This window comes from Dyadobacter sp. 22481, from assembly GCF_052044875.1.
GTDB classification, from domain to species: Bacteria; Bacteroidota; Bacteroidia; order Cytophagales; family Spirosomataceae; genus Dyadobacter; species Dyadobacter endophyticus.
Genome location: NZ_JBQENV010000002.1, coordinates 256372 through 278566 on the forward strand (window position 1 = coordinate 256372; position 22195 = coordinate 278566).

The window sequence follows — 22195 nt, forward strand, 5'->3', positions numbered from 1 at the left end:
AAGGTTAGCGGAAAGATATTTAGACAGATACATGAAAAGAACATTTATTAAAGAGAGTTTCCTTACCATTTTCGCCACGCTGTTCTGCCTGGCAGCTTCATTCGGACAAACGACAATTACCACGGGGGCGATCACCCCATCACCAGCTTGCGCGGGAGGGGAGGTTTCGGTGCCATTTACCACCACGGGAACCGTAGCACCGTTAACCAGTTTCATCGCACAATTGTCTGATGCAGCGGGAGCCTTCGGAGCTCCGGTGGAGATTGGAAATGCTACTGCTTCTCCTATTACTGCCACTATTCCAGGCGGAACTGCGGCGGGATCTGCTTACAAGATCCGCATCATATCCAAGTTGGTAGCGGCTACGATTGCAACGGGATCTGAAAGCGCCTTAACGGTGAATGCAGTCCCCGCAACGCCTACGGTGACTACGCCTGTTAATTATGTTCAGGGAACAAGCGCAGTAGCATTAACAGCCACACCTGCTACCGGTTTGCTGTGGTATACCGACCCTACCGGCGGAACCGGTGTTGCATCTATAACTCCTTCTACCGATACACCTGGTACTAAGAGCTATTATGTCTCTCAAAAGCCTGCGGGATGCGAAAGCGCCCGTGCTAAAATAGACGTGATTGTGACTGCTTGTACGCCGCCGGCAGCACCCACCGTTGCCAACAAATCTTATACAGTAGGCGATGCAGCCGTTCCTTTGACCGCAACAGGAACCAATTTGAAATGGTACGGAACCGATGCAACCGGTGGAACTGCTTCCGCAACTGCTCCAACCCCTTCGACAACAACTCCCGGAAGTACATCCTATTATGTATCTCAAACTGTGGGTGGATGTGAGAGTGCAAGAGCGCAAATTGTGGTTACCGTCACTGCCTGTACTCCACCCGCGGCACCCACCGTTGCCAACAAATCTTATACAGTAGGCGATGCAGCCGTTCCTTTGACCGCAACAGGAACCAATTTGAAATGGTACGGAACCGATGCAACCGGGGGAACTGCTTCCGCGACTGCCCCAACCCCTTCGACAACAACTCCCGGCAATGCATCCTATTATGTATCTCAAACTGTGGGTGGATGTGAAAGCGCGAGGGCGCAAATCGTCGTTACCGTCACTGCCTGTACTCCGCCGGCAGCACCCGCCGTTGCCAACAAATCTTATACAGTAGGCGATGCTGCCGTTCCATTGACCGCAACAGGAACCAATTTGAAATGGTACGGAACCGATGCAACAGGTGGAACTGCTTCCGCGACTGCACCAACCCCTTCGACAACAACTCCGGGAAGTACATCCTATTACGTTTCTCAAACTGTGGGTGGGTGTGAAAGCACAAGAGCGCAAATTGTGGTTACCGTCACTGCCTGTACTCCGCCGGCAGCACCCGCCGTTGCCAACAAATCTTATACAGTAGGCGATGCTGCCGTTCCATTGACCGCAACGGGAACCAATTTAAAATGGTACGGAACCAATGCAACCGGGGGAACGTCTTCGCCAACAGCTCCAACCCCTTCAACAGCAGCGCCGGGAAGCACATCTTATTACGTATCTCAAACAGTCGGTGGATGTGAAAGTGCGAGGGCGCAAATTGTGGTTACCGTTAATGCGTGTACACCGCCAGCAGCGCCTGGCGTGAGTAATGTCTCATATTGTCTCGGCGCCACAACGGCCACCCTCACCGCCACAGGCTCTAATCTGAAATGGTATACTCAGGCATCAGGCGGCGCAAGCACGACCACCGCGCCTAAGCCTTCGAGCGCAGTGGAAGGCGTTACGAGCTATTACGTGTCACAAACCGTAGGTGCTTGTGAGAGTGCAAGAGCCGAAATAAAAGTTACCATTAACAAGACTGACAAGCCGGGAGTCGCAAATCTAGACTACTGTCTCAATGCAACAGCAGCTCAGCTTACTGCTACCGGAACCGGACTAAAATGGTATGCTGCTGCTTCCGGTGGTACGGGATCAAGCACTGCACCGACACCGACCACTAATGCGGTCGGCACCAAAAGCTATTATGTAACACAGACTTTGAATGGCTGTGAAAGTGAAAGAGCGGAGATCCAGGTAACCGTAAAGAATCTCTCTACTGCTCCTACCGTAACTGCAACGGTAAACCTCTGTCAGAACTCGACAGCAACGCCATTAACGGCAACGGGTAGTGGGCTTAAATGGTACACGGCTCCCAGCGGTGGTAATGCGCTGGATGGCGCTCCCGTACCGGTAACTTCTACCGTAGGCACTACCAGTTATTATGTAAGCCAGACGTCATCCGGCTTGTGTGAAGGCCCAAGAGCGAAAATCGATGTAATCATTAAAGATACTCCTGCGGCTCCAACGGTAGTGACGCCCGTCAACTATTGCGTTGGAGCGAAACCTGTTGCATTGACTCCATCAGGGGGTGTTTACAAATGGTACTCCGGACCTACCGGCGGTAGTGGCTCTGCTACTGCGCCCACGCCAACCGCAACGACAGTGGGAACAACATCTTATTATGTGACCCAGTCTAACACCTACGGCAGCCTTTCATGCGAAAGTCCCCGGGCCAAACTCGACGTAGTGATCAACGCAACTCCGGGAGCTGTAAGCGCATTATCAGAAGCTTTCTGCCAGGAGCGTACGGATAAAAACTACGCATTCCCGACGCAGGCATCGGACGGCAATACTTTGAACTGGTACACAGCAGCTACCGGTGGTACTGCAAGCCCAAGTGTGCCTTCTATCAATCTAAAAAATGCAGGAGAAACGACATATTACGCAACACAAGTAACGAACAAAGGCTGCGAAAGCACTACGCGCGTGGCACAGAAAGTCCTCGTAAAGCCGCTTCCAGGCGTTCCGGGTATTCCGCAGTCACTGATTGAATACTGCCAGTTTATCACAGCGGAGCCACTTAAAGCAACAGCGGTAACGAATGCAACTCTGGATTGGTATGGAACCAACGCAACGGGTGGCAGCGCAAGTCCAAATGCCCCCACACCATCGACAGCCGAAGGTGGCACGACTTCCTATTATGTCGGACAAACCTTGGCTGGCTGCCCAGGCGACCGCGCCAAGATCGATGTGAAAGTAAATACGACGCCGAAGCCAACCACCAAAACCTACCTCGAATACTGCCAGAATGCAACCGCACCGGTACTCGATGCAACCGGAACGATTCTGAAATGGTACCGTGCAGCAGACGACACGGAGTTCCAGGGTGTTCCGTTCACTCCTTTCACGGCGAAAGTCCAGGATTACTCGTTCTATGTAACGCAAACTGGGTCCAACGGCTGCGAAAGCCCGAAAGAAGAAATCAAAATCCATATCAAACCATTGCCTTCCGCGACCATCTCAGGCAATCCAACGATCGATCTGGGACAGACAGCGACTATTAACATCAAGTTTACAGGCGACGGTCCGTGGCATTATGTTTTATCCAGCGGCGACACCGCAACCACTAATCAGGCCGACCATCAGGTGCAGGTTAAGCCGATCACAACCACCAGCTACCTCCTCACCGAAGTTAGCAATATCTGCGGTCCGGGCACTATTGGCGGTAAAGCGGTGGTTACCGTGAAAGTACCTACCATTAACACAGGAAACGCTTCGGTTTCGGAGATTTGTGCTAGCAAACCGTTTATCGTGCCTTTCCAGCAGTCCGGTGATTTCCCTCAGGGTAATACCTTCAAATTGCAGGTATCGAAGGAAAATGTAGACGCCAAATTCTATACGATTTCGTCGACCGCCACAGCGAATTCAGTATCGGCCACATTCCCTGATACTACCAAGGGAGGAACCTATTTTTATCGCGTGATCAGCTCGGGAGCCAATCCGGACTTTACAGTGAAAGGAAGCGTAAGCCCGATCACAGTTAATGCAAGCCCGCTGCCGGTTGCGACATTGACAGGAACACAAACCATTCTCGTAGGCGAAACCGCCGACTTGAAAGCCGAAATTACCGGAAAGTCACCCTGGACATTCACGCTGAACAACGGCGTAAAGGACACGCTGATTACGGCCAATGCAACTCCTTACAACTTCAAGCTGGCCCCGAAGACGACCACCACGTACGCTATTACCAAAATAACCAATAGCTGCGGGACCGGCAGGGGCGTTGGTACTGTCAGAGTGCAGGTTGACCCAATCCTGGGTGTCGAGCCACCAGTTCCGGCAGATTGGGCGAAGGTTTACCCGACTGTGATCAACGGCAAATGCACTGTTGAAGTGACCGGCACTATTTCGCCAAAACAAGCGAGCATCGAAGTGGTAGACCTCAATGGTCGCCCGCGTTCGACCCAGGCGATTAAACAGCAAAAAACAGAAGTTGATTTTGCCAATTATCCTTCGGGACTTTACTTGCTGCGCATTCAGAATGGCAATCTGAGCACCGTTCAGCGTGTGATGAAACCCTGATAGTTAATTCTAAAAAATACCACGGGACATTTGTTGCAACGCAATGGATGTCCCGTTTTCTTTACAGGCATATGGATATACAGGCAGACATTATGGACCATTACTTTATGGAGGAAGCCCTTGCGCTTGCCCGTAAAGCATATGAAGAAGGCGAAATACCAGTTGGCGCGCTCGTCGTTGCCAAAGACAGGATCATTGGAAGGGGTTATAACCAGACAGAGCGCCTGAACGACGTCACCGCTCACGCCGAGATGATCGCCATCACCGCCGCCGCCGACCACCTCGGCTCCAAATACCTCACCGATTGCACCCTGTATGTGACGCTGGAACCTTGCGTGATGTGTGCGGGGGCGCTCTACTGGACGCAGGTCAGGCGGGTCGTCGTAGGCGCACAGGACGAGAAGCGTGGATTTTCGAAGATCAAGCAACCACTTTTACACCCGAAAACTAAACTTGTAACCGGCATTATGGCCATGGAATCCCAGCAGTTACTACTCAAATTTTTCAGGGAATTAAGAACATAAAGGTGCATTCTGCTGTTAGCCTATCTGGTATAACAATTTTTATAATCATTAAACTACACTGAAAATGGCATTTACACTGGATCCCTTACCTTACGCAAACAATGCTTTGGAGCCACACTTCGATGCATTGACCATGGAGATACATCACGACCGTCACCACCAGGCATATGTTACCAATCTGAATGCAGCAGTAGCAGGCACCGAGTTGGAAGGCAAAACCATAGAGGAACTTTTGGCTGGCATCAGCAAAGCACCGGCACCCGTACGCAACAATGGCGGCGGTCACTGGAACCATACTTTTTTCTGGAAATCACTCTCGTCGACCGGCGGCGGCGAACCAACCGGCGAACTGGGCAAAGCCATCACCGCGAAATTCGGTTCATTCCAGGCATTTAAGGATGAGTTTAAAAAAGCTTCAATCGGTCGTTTCGGCTCAGGCTGGGCTTGGTTGATCGTCAAAGAAGGCGGAGAAATCGCGATCACTTCTTCTCCCAACCAGGACAACCCATTGATGGACATCGCGGAAGTAAAAGGAACTCCGGTGATCGGCCTAGACGTATGGGAGCACGCATATTACCTGAAATATCAAAACAAGCGCCCCGACTACATCGACGCCTATTGGAACGTTGTAGATTGGAAAGCGGCTGACGCACTGTACACTGCGGCTAAATAATCAAGCTACGGCTTGGGGAACGGTTTGTAGTTTGTAAAAAATTTGTGAAATATCTTGCAAGCTGCAAACCTTTTCCTAATTTTGTGTCCTCGAAACAGGGCTTAGCCCATTCGATACAACTAAAACGGAGGTTGTAGCTCAGTCGGTTAGAGCGCTAGATTGTGGTTCTAGAGGTCGCGGGTTCGAGACCCGTCTCCCTCCCTTGAAATAAGTTCAAAGTCAAACAAAATGCCTGTAAATCAATGATTTGCGGGCATTTTTGTTTTTCAGATTGTATCAAAAAATGCAAAAATTCCCATGTTTTCCGGCGTCATTCGTGTAGTTCGACGCTTTGCGAAAAAAGACGCTGGAAAATGCCCGTAAGTTTCTGATTGACAACATGTTCACGGGATAAACATCTTGTTTGAAAAGGCTGGTAACGCGATATTTAACCACTTAAATGCTAGCGTCATGTTGGAAAAAACTTTCGGCCTGTTTTTCTATCTAAAACAAGCCAAGAATCAGAAGGATGGTTTACGTTACGTTTACCTGAGAATTACCGTCGATGGCAAGCCCGTCGAAATGTCCACAAAACAGCTATGGAGCCCCGCCAGATGGAATGTCGACGCAGGCCGAGCCATCGGCCAAAAAGAAGACACCCGCACGCTCAATGCCTATCTTGACATGCTGAGCTCAAAAGTTTTTCAGGCTAAGAAGATGTTGATTGAGGATGATAAGGAATTGTCAGCCGAGGCATTAAAGAATGTGTTGCTTGGTAAAAGCAATGAGACTCGTACGATTCTCGAAGTTTTTCAGCGTCACAACGAGCAAATGGAGGCACTAGTCGGCCAGGAGTTCGCGCCGCTCACTTTGAAGCGCTATAAGACCGCCAAGGAACATACCGCTTCCTTCATCAAGTGGAAGTACAAGAAGGATGATATGGAGATCAAAGATCTGAACTTTGAATTCATCACCGAATTTAATTTCTGGCTCCGTAGCGCGCGAGGTTGCAACCACAACTCGGCGATTAAATACATGAGCAATTTGAAGAAGGTCGTGCTGATATGTGTCAATAACAAATGGTTGAAGAAAGATCCGTTTCAGGGCTTCAAGCTAACCAAGAAGGAGGTAGTGAAGAATCCTTTGTCCAGGGACGAGTTGAAACGGCTAACTGAAAAAGTGTTTGAGGTCGAAAGGATCAGCCAGGTGCGGGACATCTTTCTATTCTGCTGCTACACGGGACTTGCTTATGTGGATGTGAAGCAATTGAAGACCACGGATATCGTTGTCGGCATGGACGGCGAGCCGTGGATCGATACCGCCCGCCAAAAAACGGATGCGCCTACACGTATTCCGTTGTTGCCTACTGCGCTTGACATCATCGAGAAGTATAAAGAGCATCCGCAGTGCTGCAATAAGGGCGTTGTGCTCCCGGTATTGAGTAACCAAAAGATGAATGCTTACTTGAAGGAGATTGCGAATCTGTGCGGGATTTCAAAGACGCTCACCTTTCATATTGCGCGGCATACTTTCGCTACTACCGTGACGCTGAGTAACAAGGTGCCGATTGAGACGGTTTCCAAGATGCTTGGACATCGGTCTTTGAAGCAGACTATGATTTATGCTAAGATTTTGGATGTGAAGATTAGTGAGGATATGAAGGGGTTGCGGGAGCGGCTGAAGGGCAATTGATAAACAATTCGTTGGCTATCAAAAGATTTCATTGAACCACAGATACCTTTGAGCTTTTGGATATCGCTGAATTGACGAAGCTGAAAAGTGCATGGGATCAGACAGTTAGGCAGTCTTCGCATCTGCGAAGACTGCCTAAGTTGGTCAAACGAAATCACCAAAACTTTTAGTCAATCCTTTTGCACACGGTTGCACGGGTCAGGTCATGGCCGCCTTGCAGAGAAACTACTTTCGCTTAACCTGATGAAGAATTAGTTGAAACGACTTTCTATACGCATACTAATCGGGGCTTTAGAATTGTTACTCGCTCGCCATATCGTCGAGCCTGACATCGAAATTCACGTCTGCCTCAACCTGAGCCAGCGAATAGTCGATGTTTGATGACCTACTGAAATTATATACGTACATCGAAAACGAAATTCGCTGATTGTTCTTGTTATTAATTTTCATATGATTGTTGATATAACCATCAAGAAGCTGCTTCATTGTCCCTTTCTTTTGCTTGATAAGATGGTTAGCTATTAGTAAGGTATCAATCGTTATTATAACTAGCGGCTTGACCTTTCGATACTTATCATTGTTGTCTCCTGCTCGACCATCCAACTCGTCTCTAAACCAGGTGTTTGCCAAAAAGTTTAGACCATACGAACTATATGTTTCTTCTGGTAAAATAGCCACCGGGTAAATCCAATTCCGTGCAGGTTGGCTTATATCATCGTAATCTAGATCGCCAGACAAAATCAAATCAATGTTATTCGATATTTGCTTTACAATTCCATCTTTTTTTCCCTTTGGGTCATAAATAAATCTAGTTTTTAAATGTGACTCAATATTTTCAAAATCAAATGAATACTTAATTGAGCTTCGTATAAGATTATTTTTTATTTCGAACAAAAAAATATTATCCCAATTTCTAATGTAATAGTCTGGCTCACCATCCCGTTTATTACCAGTCTGTTGTCTTTTATATTTGATGTCGAGGCCAGACAATCGTATCGCATTTCCACTCAAAGTGTTCTCTAGGATTTTATAGCATAGGTGCTGCTCAAAAAATGATTCCCCAAAATAACCCATAAAATCATTCAGAAAATTCAGCTTTTTATTCTTATAGGTAGAATTTAAGCCAAAAAACAACCCCATGTAAAGCTTGTCAAATAAAAACTTGTCATGTACAATATGATACGTACTAGGCCGTAATTCAACTATCGGGTTATTTCGAATAGATAAAAAATCCGGTTCATCGGATACGTCTGTAGCGAGGATATGCTTAACAAACCGAGATAATTTCGGAAATTGATGCTCATCAAGCGTGAATGCCGCCATACCGGTAATCGGGTCTCTTTTCTGACTCTCCTGGAGAAGGAACGCCAGCTTTGCAAAATAGTCATTCGCAGAAGTGAGGCCAATTTCTGAAAGGTACAAGCTGAGTAGTTTCCGAGCTTCTTTATCCCCGAGTAGAAAGGCAAATAGGTATCTAGACTTCGCTAGTTGCGTTATGAAGCTAATACTTGGAACAAATTTTGTCATATCAGACTCCATCATAGAGCCCAAGAATGATATTAAAATTGATGCATTTTCGGGGTGATCTCTTTGAAGGCCTTCAAAAGCAGACAACTCTTTGTTCCTGAACTCTTCATTTATAGCGAGAAAGCACTTTAATATATTGATATTTGATCTTTCAATAAATGATTTATCAAAGTCTGGCTCTATGTTTCCATCTTGCCGTAAAGCATACTCAAAGAATTTATAACAAGAAATTGGATAGACAATTGCAACACTAGTCCCATATGATGTTCGTTTAGACTGAATGATTTTTATCCATTCGATATATGTCCTATCACTATAATTTGCAAAATATTTCTCCAAAAATTGTTCTGGAGTCTCGTCATTAGATTGATGATCGTAGTGAAGAAGAAATTTAGCGGCATACTGAATAAGTATGATCTTAGGTATTCCAATGAGATATTCCGCTGGCGAAAGCGTCTCCGATGGGAAGAAGTCAGATCTAGTTAATAATACATGATTCTGAAATTTGATATTTGACTTAGGTCGTAATTTTTGTTTACGTTTCATTTAAAATAAAATCTGACTTATCGGTACAACCTCACCTACGCAAAAAAACTGAAAATGTCTATGCTACTTGAAAGTTGGGCTTTTTGCTTTCGGCCAGCAACCCAAGGCCGTGCAAGTATATCCCAATGCGAAATCCTAGTGCTCGAATATCGACGGTTGATAGCACTCTGGGTAATTATATTTTCGGCCAACATAACGCCAGGAGTTAGCAGATGAATCAATCTCCCGGCTTATGCTTATGAGGCTTAAGATCAGGGTACTTCTCACGCTTTTCGGTCGTAACTCTCCTTCTCTGATCTCGTAAACCATCTTCCTTCTTGGGTTTAGGACCAGGCTTTATAGCAGTGATTTCCATGTGAACACTGATTATACGGTTTAACAAAAATTACTATTTCAGGACAATCCGACCATCCTCATCCACACAGTACCCCTTTGATACTGCCGCTTCAATTCCAAAACTCATTGCCATTTCCACATTTGAGCCTGCTCGTGCATAACCCATAAGTTTTGAAGTTTCTCGTACCAATTCTGCCTTGGGCAGGCTTATTTGATTCACTAGTATTTCCTTCACAGCATTAGCAACCTCTTCGGGTGGAAGGTCATCCGCGTCCCTCTTGTGAATTTCGAGCTCGCTGAGGCGATAGATCGCGTACTCGCTAGGATTGTGCTGCGTTTTCCAAAAGATTACACTCTTACCTTTCTGCGTAGTTTGCAAAGAGAGTGTCGGAAGAATGTTGTCAATATGTGCAGCCGTTCGGGAGCCGTTCCGGGCGATCCCCCAAGCTGCTAAAAGGCGCTTTGAAAGCAAGTTCTTGCTAATTGGAGACTCGCTTTCTAGGATCGTCAAAATCTGATTTGAGATCTTTTGCCTATTGAAAGGTTGCAAAAAGTCGTCAGATGACTTTGCCAGTATGGTCTCGACCACAGCAACCTCGTATTTCTTGGCACTTGACGCAGTTAATTGCGGCTGTGGCGCAGCATTGAAAATTGGACTGGCTACCGTTTCTATCTTAGGCTGAAAGGTTTCTGCTCCTCCCATGACCTGCTCAATCTCAACTTTCTCCTTTTTAACATTATAGTTAGTCCTGGCCGCCTCGATCGCGTCTACAATTCCGTCGAGAGTTCTCTGAGAATTTTCCCACCAATCCATTGACCACACCCGGTGCGTGGTCCATCCAAGGCTATGAAGAACATCCTTCTGGACGATTTCTCTGTCTCGCGAATTCTTGGCCTTGTTATAGTTGTAACCGTCACATAATACCCCGATCAAATATTCGCCCTCATTTAGTGGATTGACAATTCCAATATCGATCTTAAAGTCAGAACATCCGATGTTCGTATGCACGGCATACCCAAGTTCTTCCAGTTGCCGGGCAAGTTCGCGCTCAAAGCCAGATTCTGATTTCCCGTGACTAACCGTCCTTACAGGCAGTGCTGTCTTACCACGTTCAGCGTATGCCAAAAACGATTTCAATCCTGCAACTCCTTCCGATTTTGTTCGGGTCAGGTCAATTTGGTCGGAAGCCATTGTAGCAAAGACCTTCATCTCATAACGTGCCCTGGAAACGGCTACGTTTAAACGGCGCCATCCACCCTCCCGGTTAATAGGGCCAAAGTTTACACTCGGTTTACCTTCCTCATTAGGCCCGTAGCAAATTGAGAAAAGGATTACATCACGCTCGTCGCCCTGAACATTTTCGAGGTTTTTAACGAAAAGTGGCTCTTCCGATTCATACGCGACTTTCTCTAACTCCGGACGTTTCTTAAATTCTTCTGATAGCAAGTCCTCAATCAAATTTTGTTGTACAGAACTGAACGTAACAACGCCGACGCTTCTTTTTGAAAGTGTAGGACTGGCTAACCTGGATACAACTTCTGCCACGATTGCCTTGGCTTCCGCCTGGTTTTGCCTTGTTTTTCCTTTATCGTAAAATCCTCGAACAGGCACGTGTTTTACCATGCTGTGGATGTCATCCGTAGATGGGAAAGTGAGTAGCTTGTTGTCATAGTACTTAGAATTGCTGAAAGCGATCAAGCTCTCATGCTTGCTTCGATAGTGCCAAAGCAGGTGGTGGGACGGCATCGATATAGCTAGGCAGTCGTCCAGGATGCTTTCCATATCCTCGATGTCAATATTCTCCTCATCCACATTATTGGAAGAAAAGAAGCTGGTTGGAGGCATTTGCTTAGGGTCTCCCACAACAACAACACTGGCTCCTCTCGCAATGGCACCGACTGCCTCGCAGGTTTGGAGCTGAGAGGCTTCGTCAAAAATAACCAGGTCGAATTTTACCCGATCAGCATCAAAATATTGCGCGACGGAGATCGGGCTCATCAACATACATGGAGTCAAACGTGGCAACAGATTTGGGATTGAATCAAATAACTTCCGGATCGAAGTCGCGCGACCATTATTCCGGATATTGCGTTGCAAGATCCCCATTTCCGACGTCTGTGAAGCCTCCTGGGGAGCCGATGGGATTCTCGAAGCAAGTCGTGCATAAAGTTCTTGCTTCGTTAAAGTATCGAAATGCTGGCTAAGCTGTCTGAACTTCTTGACCTTCTCTTCGAACATCCTTCCATTGAATGCCGCCAAAACGGGATTCTTGTCAATGATATAAATTGCGGCGGCGCGATAAAAACCCTTTTTGAAATGGCCAACCATATCATTGCCCTCTACCTGTCCATCGCGATATGCCCTCACTATGTTTGATATCCCGAGAGCGTCCGCTTTCTCAACACAGTTATTCCACGCGACCCAATCCCTCAATTCACTCAAAGCTGACTGCCACCTCTTAACATGGACCAAATTGTTCTCAGACCAACTAGGCTCCAAAACAGACAAGCTTAAAAAATCGATTGACAATAGTTGGCTTAGGCTCAGCTCTGCGTCGTTCATAGATCGGATCACCGTCTGAGCCTGTGAAAGCACTTGTTCCTGCCGCGTAAAGAAAACTTTGCTACCATCTCCAAACGAGATGGATAAATCTTTGCGCCAGGCATTTGAAGATTGGTCAGAATTCAGCTCAATAAATTTTCGATGGATAGCAATCAGGTCCTCACAAATCCCGCTGATTTGGCTCCAGTCTCCTTCCCCCCCTTTCCACAAGAAGCCCAACATCTCGGGCAAATAAACTGCTTTGTCTATCCGTCCCTGCTGAGCCTTATAATTGATGATTTTTTGTAAAGTATCCTGAATTTGGTCATTAGATACCTTTCCAGTCGTACAATAGCTTTGCAACGCTTTCAGAACTTTGCGCTGTCCCAAAAAGCGAGGTAAGAACCACTGATTACCCGCGGTTTGCCAGCTACCCAAAAGCATTTCTGCATCTAGCCCCAGCACACTACTAGTAAATGTTCTTAGTAAATCTTCTTTAATTCGATCTCTGGTCTGCCCGCATTTTGAAATCTCGATTACACCAGGTAATGTCTGCTCAATCTGATCAACTGCGAACAGTTGCGAAGGAACATCAGGTAGCTTTTTCAGTAATCCAATTAGATCATCAAAGACCTTATCCTGAGACTTACTCGCCGAATTTGTATTGATCTTCAAAGCGGTTTGCGCTGCTCCGAGATACTTTTGATAATTTTCAAGCAATTGACGGTAGCTGTCTAACTCCTTGTCCGCCTCATCCTTCACCGAATGGGAAAACTCCCTAATTCGAATACCTTCAAGCGGATGTTTCCTAGGTATACCGCAAATGGATCCCGAAAGCTGGATCTGTTCAACAGCCTCTTCAATTTCCCTGACCTTTTGAGCTGTAAGCCCATTAAAGAAGTTCGCAGGGAAGGGAAGCTTGTCCGAATGATGTGCAATTTGGACGTAGTTGTTGAAAGCATCAAACAGGGAAAATCCAAATTCATGCTGATGATGAAGTGCCTTCACGTATTCACCAAGTTCCGTTCTGGACTTTAAAAGTCTTTGAGATTCATCTTGAAAAAATGGTGGTGACTGTGTTTTAGTAACCTCCGTTGCTTTCTTCAATTGTTCCAGAATCGCAGACTTTTTGGACTTGTTCGAATGAAGTTCGAGACAAAACGGACCAATACCTATCGACTCTAAACGACTTTCTACTACGTCGAGAGCGGCCTTTTTAGCAGCAACGAAAAGTACTTTCTTGCCAGCATAGACTGCATTGGCAATGATATTCGTGATCGTCTGAGACTTACCCGTACCCGGAGGGCCGTGCAATACGAAGCTTTTGCCGTTAGAAGAGCTTAGTATCGCCTGCAATTGAGACGAATCTGTACTAATTGGAAGAGAAAGCGAGGCCGGTTCCAACTCAATGGATTCAGATTCTAGTTCCGTTTCCTTATCGTACCATTCCAACTTACCTGAAATTAGGCTCTTTACGATCGGATTTGCAGTGAGCTTATCAACGTTGTTATGGATGTCGTTCCAAAGAACAAATTTGTTGAATGAAAACGTACCGAGAAATGCCTGTTCTTCAACATCCCAACGTTGCTTGGCCATGATCGCTTTTCTGATCAGAGTGAAAACCAGCTTAACATCAACTCCACTCTCATCTTTGGGCAAGTTGTCGAGACCGGTGATATTGATGTCGAAATCCTGCCGGAGCATTTCCAGCAGCGTAATGTTCAGCAAAGTTTCCTCTTCCCGACTTCTGATAACAAATCCCTTTTGCGCAGACTTTTTGACGATTTCAATGGGCAGCAACAGAATTGGGGCATAGCGAGGCCGTTCGCTGGTAGCGGTTTCGTACCATCTCAATAGACCCAAGGCGATATAGAGGGTGTTGGCACCATTCTCTTCCAAAGACTGCCTCGATGAGCGATAAATACTTGTTAGTGTCTGGGTTAGTTCACCCTCAGTCAGGTAAGATCTTAATCTTTTATAACCAAGTTCCTTCTTAACCAAATCATTAATTGGATCCGACTGATTAATCGCCTGATATACACCAGAGTTTTTCAATGGATTATCCCAATCCGTCGGCTTGGATAATATCTGCACTTCGTCGCCATCGGCAAGCACATCTTCGAGTTTGCCCAAGTCAACCGAAATGAATTGAACCGTTCCCTTGGTTATTCTGAGATTCAAAAGACTATTTCGGAGCGTCAAATCCAAGAGTTTGCGCTCCCAGAGCATTTGCTTGGAAATTTTGGCACTTCCATTTCCAGTCACATCTACGACCTGGCCGAGTGTTTCAGGCATGACACTTTTACGCTCTGGAACAATTTCTTCAACGATCGTGAAACCTTCGCTCGTGAGAATTCTTAGGGGAAGCGGACGAACCCCGCCGTGACGCGCCCGTTTGACATCAACGAACGAGTTAAATTCACCCAGGCGCACCATTTTGAAGTTAGCTGCACGTACCGCATCTTCAAAGGAGGCATTGTTGCCGGCGCTCATACAAGTGGCCTCCACCAGGACAATTTCGCTTATGCCTCCGGCTGTTCTCTTTGTTAATAATGCTGGGTCATCATTTACAGGGTCCGAAAAGCATTCATCGATTAACCATGCGCCAACAAATGCATGTCCTTGGGTAAAAACAATTAACGGGTGGATACCAGCAGCTTCTAAACATGCAGCATACAGAAGTGACAAGTCTAGGCAATTTCCAAGCTTGTGAGAAAGTACTGTTTCGCAGAGTCTCACCCTTTGACCTGCATCTTCAAAACTTGCTGGTGCAGTGACGTAGACAATTTGGCGCGCTGCTATGGCTTCATAAATCGCTGCGGCCTGCCGTAGCACGCGATCTGGATTACGACTCTGGTATTCATCGAAAGATGGACTTCCTGTCCATTTCTCCAATATTTCAGAAGCGGCACCAATAATCTTTGAAATCTCCGAGTGATTGGGCGTGACAAATGCGACTACCAATTCAGGTAATGTTGCTACACCATTCCATTGATCATATGCCAGAACAGTGACTGGATATAGTTTTTTGGCAACAATAGCACCGCCAACAAACACAGTGACGCTGAACTGCCCCGAAACACGTTCTGTGAGACTCGATAAGAAGTTGAAAGAAATGGCTGGATTGACAGCATCGAAAGCGAAAGTCTGTCCAGCCGTCAAATAATCAACCCTCGATGTCCAAACAGCCATAAAATCTGGCTCCGAGGCTATCTCAACCAATACGTCAGCCAGATCTTCGGTGCCATTATTCTGAATTTGTAATGTTCTTACAACCGGTATGTGATTTTGCTGCATGGCAAAATTGATAAACGGCATGTAAATGAATTCGGTAGAGATATTTTCCATTAGAGGGAAGTTATTGACTTATAAACACATTGCCTTCGGCACCCATTTCACTATTAATCCTGTTGCGTTACATTGACCGTCTCGCCTGCCGCAGGATGTTTTTCCGATAGCGGCAATACAGAATCGTCCTCGTCGTCATCCAAATCATCGGTAGATACAAAGATGTCAGGAAGCGTTTTTTTTGAAGAAACCCCTAAGCTCCGTAGCTTCTGCGCCCTGCTGATTAGGTTTCCTCTTCCACTCGAAAGGTTATTGACGGCGGCATTGTACGAATCCTGAGTTTTACCAATGTGGCGACCAATGTCTTCGATGTGTTTGACGAAGCCAACGAACTTGTCGTATAGGCCTGCTCCGACTTCGGCTATTTTCTGGGCATGCCGGCTTTGATTTTCTCTGTTCCATAGGTCAACGATTAGCTTCAAGGCCGCGACCAGATTAGTAGGGCTGATTAGCAAAACTTTGCGGGAATAGGCATAATGCCAAAGCTCGTTGTCTGTTTGAAGTGCAAGAATGTATGCCGGCTCGATCGGAATAAACATCATAACAAAGTCCAGCGACTCTGTCAATTCATCATACTTCTTATTCCCGAGCTGGTCAATGTGCTGGCGTAACGACCTTAGGTGTTCCTTAATGAATATATCTTGATCTGCTTTTTCATCAGCTGCACAGAATCTCTCATATGCATTCAACGACACTTTCGAGTCGACAATGATATTGCGGTTTTCCGGGAGCTTGACAAGCACATCCGGGCGGTAGCTTTTGCCTTCGTCGTCCTTAAAAGTTTCTTGAACGAAATATTCCCTTCCTTTTACAAGGCCGGATTTATCCAATATACTTTCGAGGATCATCTCTCCCCAATTACCCTGCTTCTTCGACTGCCCCTTCAAAGCAGAAGTCAAATCGTTCGCCTCCTTCCCCAGCTTCTGACTTGTTTCAACCAGCTCCTTCACCCGGTCAGCTAGTGAATGCCTATCCTTCGATTCTTTCTCGTAGGTCTCTTCCACCTGCTTTTTAAAGGTCGCCAAATTCTCACTCAGTGGTTTGAGGATACTTTCAATATTGGTTTTGTTAGTTTCTGTAAACCTCTTGCTTTTCTCTTCCAGGATTGCAGTCGCAAGTTCCTTGAATTCAAACAGTGACTTCTTCCTAAACTCTTCGATTTCCTGCTTTTGAGTTTCAAGCTTTTCGTTGAGCGACTTGTTCACAAAGGAGTATTCTGCTTTCTCTCTATTAAGGTCTGCAATGATCTCCATGTGATCCTTCGCATCGTTATCCATGTCAGCTATTTTCGCTTCATAGTGCGCCGACCTTTCCCTCATCTCTGTGCCCGCGTTGGATACCTGGTCGGTCAAATGCTTGACATGTTCCTGAGCTATCGTGAGCGCTACTTGGCTATCACTAAGTTTTGAGCGAAGCTCGTTGTAGAGATTAATAGAAATGAGTTTCGTCTTCTGGATAGCAAAGAGAATAAGGTACGATAAAAGCGAACCTACGGCTAAACCGATGAGTACGGAGGAAATTTCAATAGACATTTTAAGCAACAATAGTTTATTGTGAGGGAGATGTTTCGAAAGGACATCGGCTTATCCTTCGGCTATGATTCTTGTATCGAACTAGGTTATTCGATAGCGACCCATGAATACAAAATAAGCAAACTGGCATTGGGTGGAGCAGGTAACTGAACAGCCAATTTTGGGTAGAGATAAGGCGGTAAGCTAGCCATTTCTATGAGGGGATTTATCGAGGGTGGTACGTTAGGTAAATGTAATTCTACAATTATTCAGATCTAAATGCAAGACAACTTATTATTCGGTTTTCACGGAAAGGATTTTGTGTTTAAGATATGAGCTAACAGCATCTGATTGACCTTTTGAATGAATCGCAATGAGAGTCTAAGACAAATAGCCAGACAATAGATTAACAATGCACAATAAGAAATCGCTGCTTCAACCGGGTTCCGTGTTAACCAGACACAAGCTGCCCGTTGCGGATCCGATGTTAGTATTACTCTTTAGAAGGAAGATGTGATCTGTCCAACGATGTATTGCCAAGACTAGTCAGACATAAAGTGACGTCTTCGGGGGGAGAAAAGGCTATAGCTTAGAATGAGGCCTACTATGCTATTGGAGGTTATATGTACTCGTTGCTATACCTGTTCAGGCATTAAGTCTCTCGGAGAACAGTTCATTTCACGGGCGAGTATTCCAATATGTTCAATATTGTACTTGCTTGGAAATTTGGGACTTTCGATTTGTCCAATAAATCCCCTTGTCAAATTTAGAAACATAGCGAGATCGTCCTGAGTATAGCCCTTAGCTTTTCGGACTTTCCTCACTTGATTTATCACCGCAATTTCGAAATCTGTTTTTTCGGGCATGGGTTGCAAGAACCAAAAACATCCTTATTTTTGTGCTTAGTTATAACTAAGCAAATGTTTCCACGCATCTGCTTTCCGCAGTTTCAGGCGCCTAAATAGATGAAGTGACGTAATACTAAGTCAATAATGTATGATATGGGAATTCGAAAGCTACATGCCAACTCTGACGGAAACGTCGATCTGTTAGACAGGTTTAAGGATGGTGATGAACGCGCATTTACAGGTTTTTACGACAAGTCATTTTCTAGCCTTTTATATGTTGGCAAGAGCTTAGTTAATGACGAATTCCTGGTGAGCTGCATCCTGCACGAATGTTACCTGAAAGTCTGGGCACATCGAGATAAGATTGAAAGCCTGCCTCATGCATACCGGTTTATTCGCCTCAATCTCCGTTGGCAACTCTTGAAACAGGTCCAAAAGCCCTCATACCAGATATACCGGAAAATGACGGAAATAGACCATCTCGAACCTTTCCTGGGCGAAAAGCCAGATCTGGATAGCTACTTCGCGGACGGCACCGAAGGAAAGAGATTGGAAGAAATCTCGAAAGCGATCTCATTTCTGCCCAAACAGCGCCAGTTGATAGCCAGCCTTCATTTCAGGGACGGGCATAGCGCGCGCGAGGTGGCGAAAAGAATAGGAGCCAGTACGCTGCATGTGACCAGCGAAATCCAAAAGGCCGTAGAGGAGCTTAAAAGAATGGTAGCGCCCCGCACGACTGTGCCGATAAGGCAAGCAGAGCAGCCGTTCCCTTACGATCATATTCTGAGTAGCGAGCAGTCCACGGTTTTCGAGCTCAGGCAAGATCAGAAGAAGTCTTTTGCTGACATCGCCTCCATGCTAGGCTATCCGCAGACCCAGGTACAGCAGCATTACATCAAAGCATATCAGCTTATCAAAAATCATTGGAAGCAAAATGGCCGATAGGTTATGGAAAAGCTTTTCACCACGCGTAAGATCCGGCTCTTGATCGATTCCGACGACATCGATCAGAAGAATAAGATTTTGGATACACTCTACCAATGGCGATACATCTGTTTTAGAGCCGCTAACCAGATCTTTACCCATCATTACGTACAGCAGCAACTCAGAGAAATGCTCTACCTGACCGAAGGTGTAAGGGCCAGGCTTTCAGATATTAAAAAGGACGAGTACGGGATGCTATCGACATCGAGAATGAACACTAGCTACCAGGTACTTGCCCAAAACTATAAGGGCAGTATCCCGATGCACGTTATGAGCACCTTGAATGGAAATCTGGTTGCCAGCTTTAACAACATGAGCAAGGCGCTTGCTACTGGCGAAAGCGCAATGCCAAGTTTTAGAAAAGAGATCCCGATACCATTTAAAGGAACCGATCTCAGGAAGCTTAGAAGCAGCAAGGAAGGGGCGGTGTTTCACTTTTTGTTATTCGATTTTCCGTTCAGAACATACCTAGGAAAAACAGGCCATGACAAGCGGGAAATGCTTCAAAGGCTACTCGCTGGTCAGGTCAAGCTTTGCACCAGCTCGCTGGTGCTTGACAAAGGAAAGGTTTTCATGCTTGCCGTTTTTCAGACAGAACGGCAGCAGCAACAACTTGATCAGGACATCATTGCCGAGGCAAGTCTGTCGCTGGATTATCCGATCATCGTCTCTATTGGCACCAAGCGTTATACAATCGGAAGCAAGGACGAGTATCTCTATAAGAGACTTGCGATCCAGGCTGCCATCCGGCGGAAGAGAAAGGCAATGGTATTTATGAATCAAAACTCCCGAAGGCAGCTCAGAAAAACGAGCATCGATCAGCTGATACAATCAGAGAAGCGGTATGTCTCGCAAAAGCAGCACGTATACAGTAAGAGGTTAATTGATCTATGTCTTAAAAATAAAGCAGCGACTCTGCTGCTCGTAGATCAGACAGAGAAGGAGCAGCAAGCAAAAGAAGACCCGTTCCTTTTCCGGAACTGGGGATATTACAGTCTTAAACAAAAGATAGAGCGAAAAGCCGAAAAGGTTGGGATTGCTGTGCTAGTAGAATGAATTTTCACAGAGGCTGCTTGTACAGCCGCAGGATGAAACCACTGGTGGTTTCATCAAGTGCTCAGGGGCACATACAACTGGGTTAGCTTAATTATCAGTAAGCAAATGTGGCCCGAAATCAAGCAGGTAACCGGAAGCGGTTACCTGCATTTTAAAATTATGTTTATTCTGCTTCAACCGCAGCCTTAGGCTTTCTGCCACGAGGCTTTCCGGTATACTCAGGCTTTGGCGCTTCGGTTTCGATCGCGAGCTCATAGCCTTTGGTAGTTTGATCAAAATCAAAGGTGGAAATCTTGAAGATCAGTTTTTCGCTTTCGAAGTTGACGTTACCTTTTTTCAGAATAACCGCCAATGGAATTACATGTCCTCTGCCACTTTTCTCAAAGGAGAATGTTTGATCCGAACTTGCTGCCGGCATAAGATATACGGATTTAATTTTTCGCTTGCCTTCCTGAGTTCCAATCTTGAAATGGGTAGATTCAGGATCAAATCCCAGGTCGCGCAGCGCGGATGCCGGGAAAACAAGCTTGCCGGAATTAGAAATGTAACCTGTCGGAAGTGGTGCGGCCTTTTCGACCACTTTGGTTTTGGAAACGTTTTCCTCCGGAGAAAAGAATTTAATTGCTTTCAGTTTCATGGGTGAACGGGGTTATTTTTGGCTAAAATAAGTTATTCTTCACGAAAACATGCACCTATAAGCCCAGACCGCGCTTTTTTTGCTTTTTGAGATCTGGTTTTAGCCCTTTTTTGAAGTCAATTTTCAAATTTTGAGCCAACCGCTTTTCAAGGGATGAAAGGGAATATTCTCGACCCAAATCAGAGCCCTTGATCTTAATTTTCTTCTGCATATTAAAGAATGCGATGCCGCGACCGATGTAAGATTTATACCCCACAGTCATTAATTCTTTTTTAAGCGCATCAATTGATTTTATGCTGTCTAATAGCTTGTCAATCGTCTGTTTGAGCTTTAAATGTACGTTGTCGGCTACCGATATTTCCTGTGTCCTTCGCTGGTTGATGCGCATATCAGGTGCTTGGACTAATCCCAGTTTATGCTCCATTTTGCGAGAGAATGTCCCGATTCGGGCGTAGTTCTTAAAGTGATCGGCGGTATTTTTTCCGTTATGGTTGAGCCGGTTTCCAACGATATGAAAATGGTGATTGTTTGTGTCCTCATGCTTGAAGACAAGCATTTGGTTCTCTTCAAACCCAAACTCCCTGGCAAATTCAGTAGTGATGCTGGTGATGGTCTCGTTGTTGGGCCTTTCACCTGGCGCGAAGCTAAACGACTGATGCCAGATGTATTTGGTCAACTGAGTATTCCGCGAGTGGTTATCCTCGAATTGTTTGATCAGGTAATCCAGGTCCAGTTTTCCATCCGGCTGTATTTTAATTCCCAGGTTCTGTATATAGACCAGTTCTCCACGGACTTCTTCCGTATCCAGCTTTCTTTGCATTTTTACTGAAAGCTGTTTGTCGTGGTAGCAGTACTCGATAAGCCTTTTAGCACTGCTGCCCAAACTTGCTTTCCCAATCATGTCTTTATAGTTTTATGTAAAGCAGTAAGGGCGGTCTCAATCTCGTGATGCACTGAGCTCGCGTCAGCGCTCACTGCTTTCCAGGCCGGTTCCAATTCTGATAGTGGGGCCTGATAGTAGGTTTCGTATTTATCGAGCAGGTCACCTGCAAGTCGGGCGTTCGACCGGCACTCTTCAATTAGTTGCGGCTTGCTTTCAAGCTCGTCAGGAAACAAGGACAGAAAATTAGTCAGCTCATTTAACCATGAACGCAGGCTACCAAGTATCTGCTTTGTGCTACGGATCTCAAAGGATTCAAATACCCACAAGGTGATAAGGTCAGCAAGTAAGCGGACACGCTGACTGCTCTGTTGCCACTGGGCGGAAAGCATCTGCTGATCTTTGGTCTTTAAAACTGCAAGCGACAGGATACCTGAAAGCTGTTCCAGTATCCGGATCGTGTCGGCAGTTGCCTTGGGAAGGGATCTTTTTTGAGGCTTTTTAAAAGGGATGTCTAGGGCCAATGTCAAGAAATATTGACTGGCGGAAAGCTCGCTTTTCTCTATGACCTGATTGATCTGTCTTTTCTGTTCAGCACTCACCCAGACAGAAAAGTGTTCCCTTTTGGCAGTGCCTTTCTGTTTGGGCGGTCTGCCTTTCGTTTTCTGATTTTGCATATGTCTTTTTGGGATTAGCTATGAGCCGGAAGGCGA

General features: G+C 45.9%; 13 protein-coding genes and 1 tRNA gene. 7 read left to right on the forward strand and 7 right to left on the reverse strand.

Annotated features, from left to right (window positions below; translation table 11 throughout):
• Nucleotides 1-31: 31 nt before the first annotated feature.
• From ACTJJJ_RS11175 to ACTJJJ_RS11195, 5 genes are all read left to right on the forward strand, one after another.
• Nucleotides 32-4399: a T9SS type A sorting domain-containing protein gene (locus ACTJJJ_RS11175; RefSeq protein ID WP_440701826.1), complete on the forward strand. Its 4368-nt coding sequence runs from the start codon at nt 32-34 to the stop codon at nt 4397-4399.
• A 71-nt stretch (nt 4400-4470) separates the two neighbouring features.
• Nucleotides 4471-4923: a nucleoside deaminase gene (locus tag ACTJJJ_RS11180; protein WP_440701827.1), complete on the forward strand. Its 453-nt coding sequence runs from the start codon at nt 4471-4473 to the stop codon at nt 4921-4923.
• A 64-nt stretch (nt 4924-4987) separates the two neighbouring features.
• Nucleotides 4988-5596 (forward strand): superoxide dismutase, encoded by a 609-nt coding sequence (locus ACTJJJ_RS11185; RefSeq protein ID WP_188938845.1) that lies wholly within the window; start codon nt 4988-4990, stop codon nt 5594-5596.
• A 126-nt stretch (nt 5597-5722) separates the two neighbouring features.
• Nucleotides 5723-5798, forward strand: a tRNA-His gene (locus ACTJJJ_RS11190).
• A 248-nt stretch (nt 5799-6046) separates the two neighbouring features.
• Nucleotides 6047-7267 (forward strand): site-specific integrase, encoded by a 1221-nt coding sequence (locus tag ACTJJJ_RS11195; protein ID WP_440701828.1) that lies wholly within the window; start codon nt 6047-6049, stop codon nt 7265-7267.
• Between the two features lie 300 nt (nt 7268-7567).
• On the opposite strand, the gene ACTJJJ_RS11200 is transcribed toward ACTJJJ_RS11195, so the two are convergent.
• The 4 genes from ACTJJJ_RS11200 to ACTJJJ_RS11215 all read right to left on the reverse strand — a co-directional run bounded on the left by ACTJJJ_RS11200 (nt 7568) and on the right by ACTJJJ_RS11215 (nt 17943).
• On the reverse strand, nt 7568-9340 hold the full coding sequence (locus ACTJJJ_RS11200) for a hypothetical protein (RefSeq protein WP_440701829.1): 1773 nt from the start codon (nt 9338-9340) through the stop codon (nt 7568-7570).
• A gap of 388 nt (nt 9341-9728) precedes the next feature.
• Nucleotides 9729-15566 carry a DUF3320 domain-containing protein gene (locus ACTJJJ_RS11205; RefSeq protein ID WP_440701830.1) on the reverse strand — a complete coding sequence of 1946 codons (5838 nt, stop codon included), beginning with the start codon at nt 15564-15566 and terminating at the stop codon, nt 9729-9731.
• A 53-nt stretch (nt 15567-15619) separates the two neighbouring features.
• The gene (gene rmuC / locus ACTJJJ_RS11210; protein ID WP_440701831.1) at nt 15620-17098 is read right to left on the reverse strand and encodes a DNA recombination protein RmuC; all 1479 of its coding nucleotides are present in this window, start codon (nt 17096-17098) and stop codon (nt 15620-15622) included.
• A gap of 614 nt (nt 17099-17712) precedes the next feature.
• The gene (locus ACTJJJ_RS11215; RefSeq protein ID WP_409012478.1) at nt 17713-17943 is read right to left on the reverse strand and encodes a helix-turn-helix domain-containing protein; all 231 of its coding nucleotides are present in this window, start codon (nt 17941-17943) and stop codon (nt 17713-17715) included.
• Nucleotides 17944-18078: 135 nt separating this feature from the next.
• Between ACTJJJ_RS11215 and ACTJJJ_RS11220 the strand changes: the two genes are divergently transcribed.
• Nucleotides 18079-18870: an RNA polymerase sigma factor gene (locus ACTJJJ_RS11220; RefSeq protein ID WP_440701832.1), complete on the forward strand. Its 792-nt coding sequence runs from the start codon at nt 18079-18081 to the stop codon at nt 18868-18870.
• A 3-nt stretch (nt 18871-18873) separates the two neighbouring features.
• Nucleotides 18874-19965 carry a hypothetical protein gene (locus tag ACTJJJ_RS11225; RefSeq protein WP_440701833.1) on the forward strand — a complete coding sequence of 364 codons (1092 nt, stop codon included), beginning with the start codon at nt 18874-18876 and terminating at the stop codon, nt 19963-19965.
• A gap of 163 nt (nt 19966-20128) precedes the next feature.
• On the opposite strand, the gene ACTJJJ_RS11230 is transcribed toward ACTJJJ_RS11225, so the two are convergent.
• From ACTJJJ_RS11230 to ACTJJJ_RS11240, 3 genes are read right to left on the reverse strand one after another with little or no spacing between them, the layout of a single operon-like run.
• Complete coding sequence (locus ACTJJJ_RS11230) at nt 20129-20602, reverse strand: hypothetical protein (RefSeq protein WP_440701834.1); 474 nt, start codon at nt 20600-20602, stop codon at nt 20129-20131.
• Nucleotides 20603-20657: 55 nt separating this feature from the next.
• Nucleotides 20658-21503, reverse strand: a complete 846-nt coding sequence (locus ACTJJJ_RS11235) for a relaxase/mobilization nuclease domain-containing protein (RefSeq protein ID WP_440701835.1) — start codon at nt 21501-21503, stop codon at nt 20658-20660.
• Nucleotides 21500-22159, reverse strand: a complete 660-nt coding sequence (locus ACTJJJ_RS11240) for a plasmid mobilization protein (RefSeq protein WP_440701836.1) — start codon at nt 22157-22159, stop codon at nt 21500-21502. The genes ACTJJJ_RS11235 and ACTJJJ_RS11240 overlap by 4 nt, the downstream gene beginning before the upstream one ends.
• Nucleotides 22160-22195 lie beyond the last annotated feature (36 nt).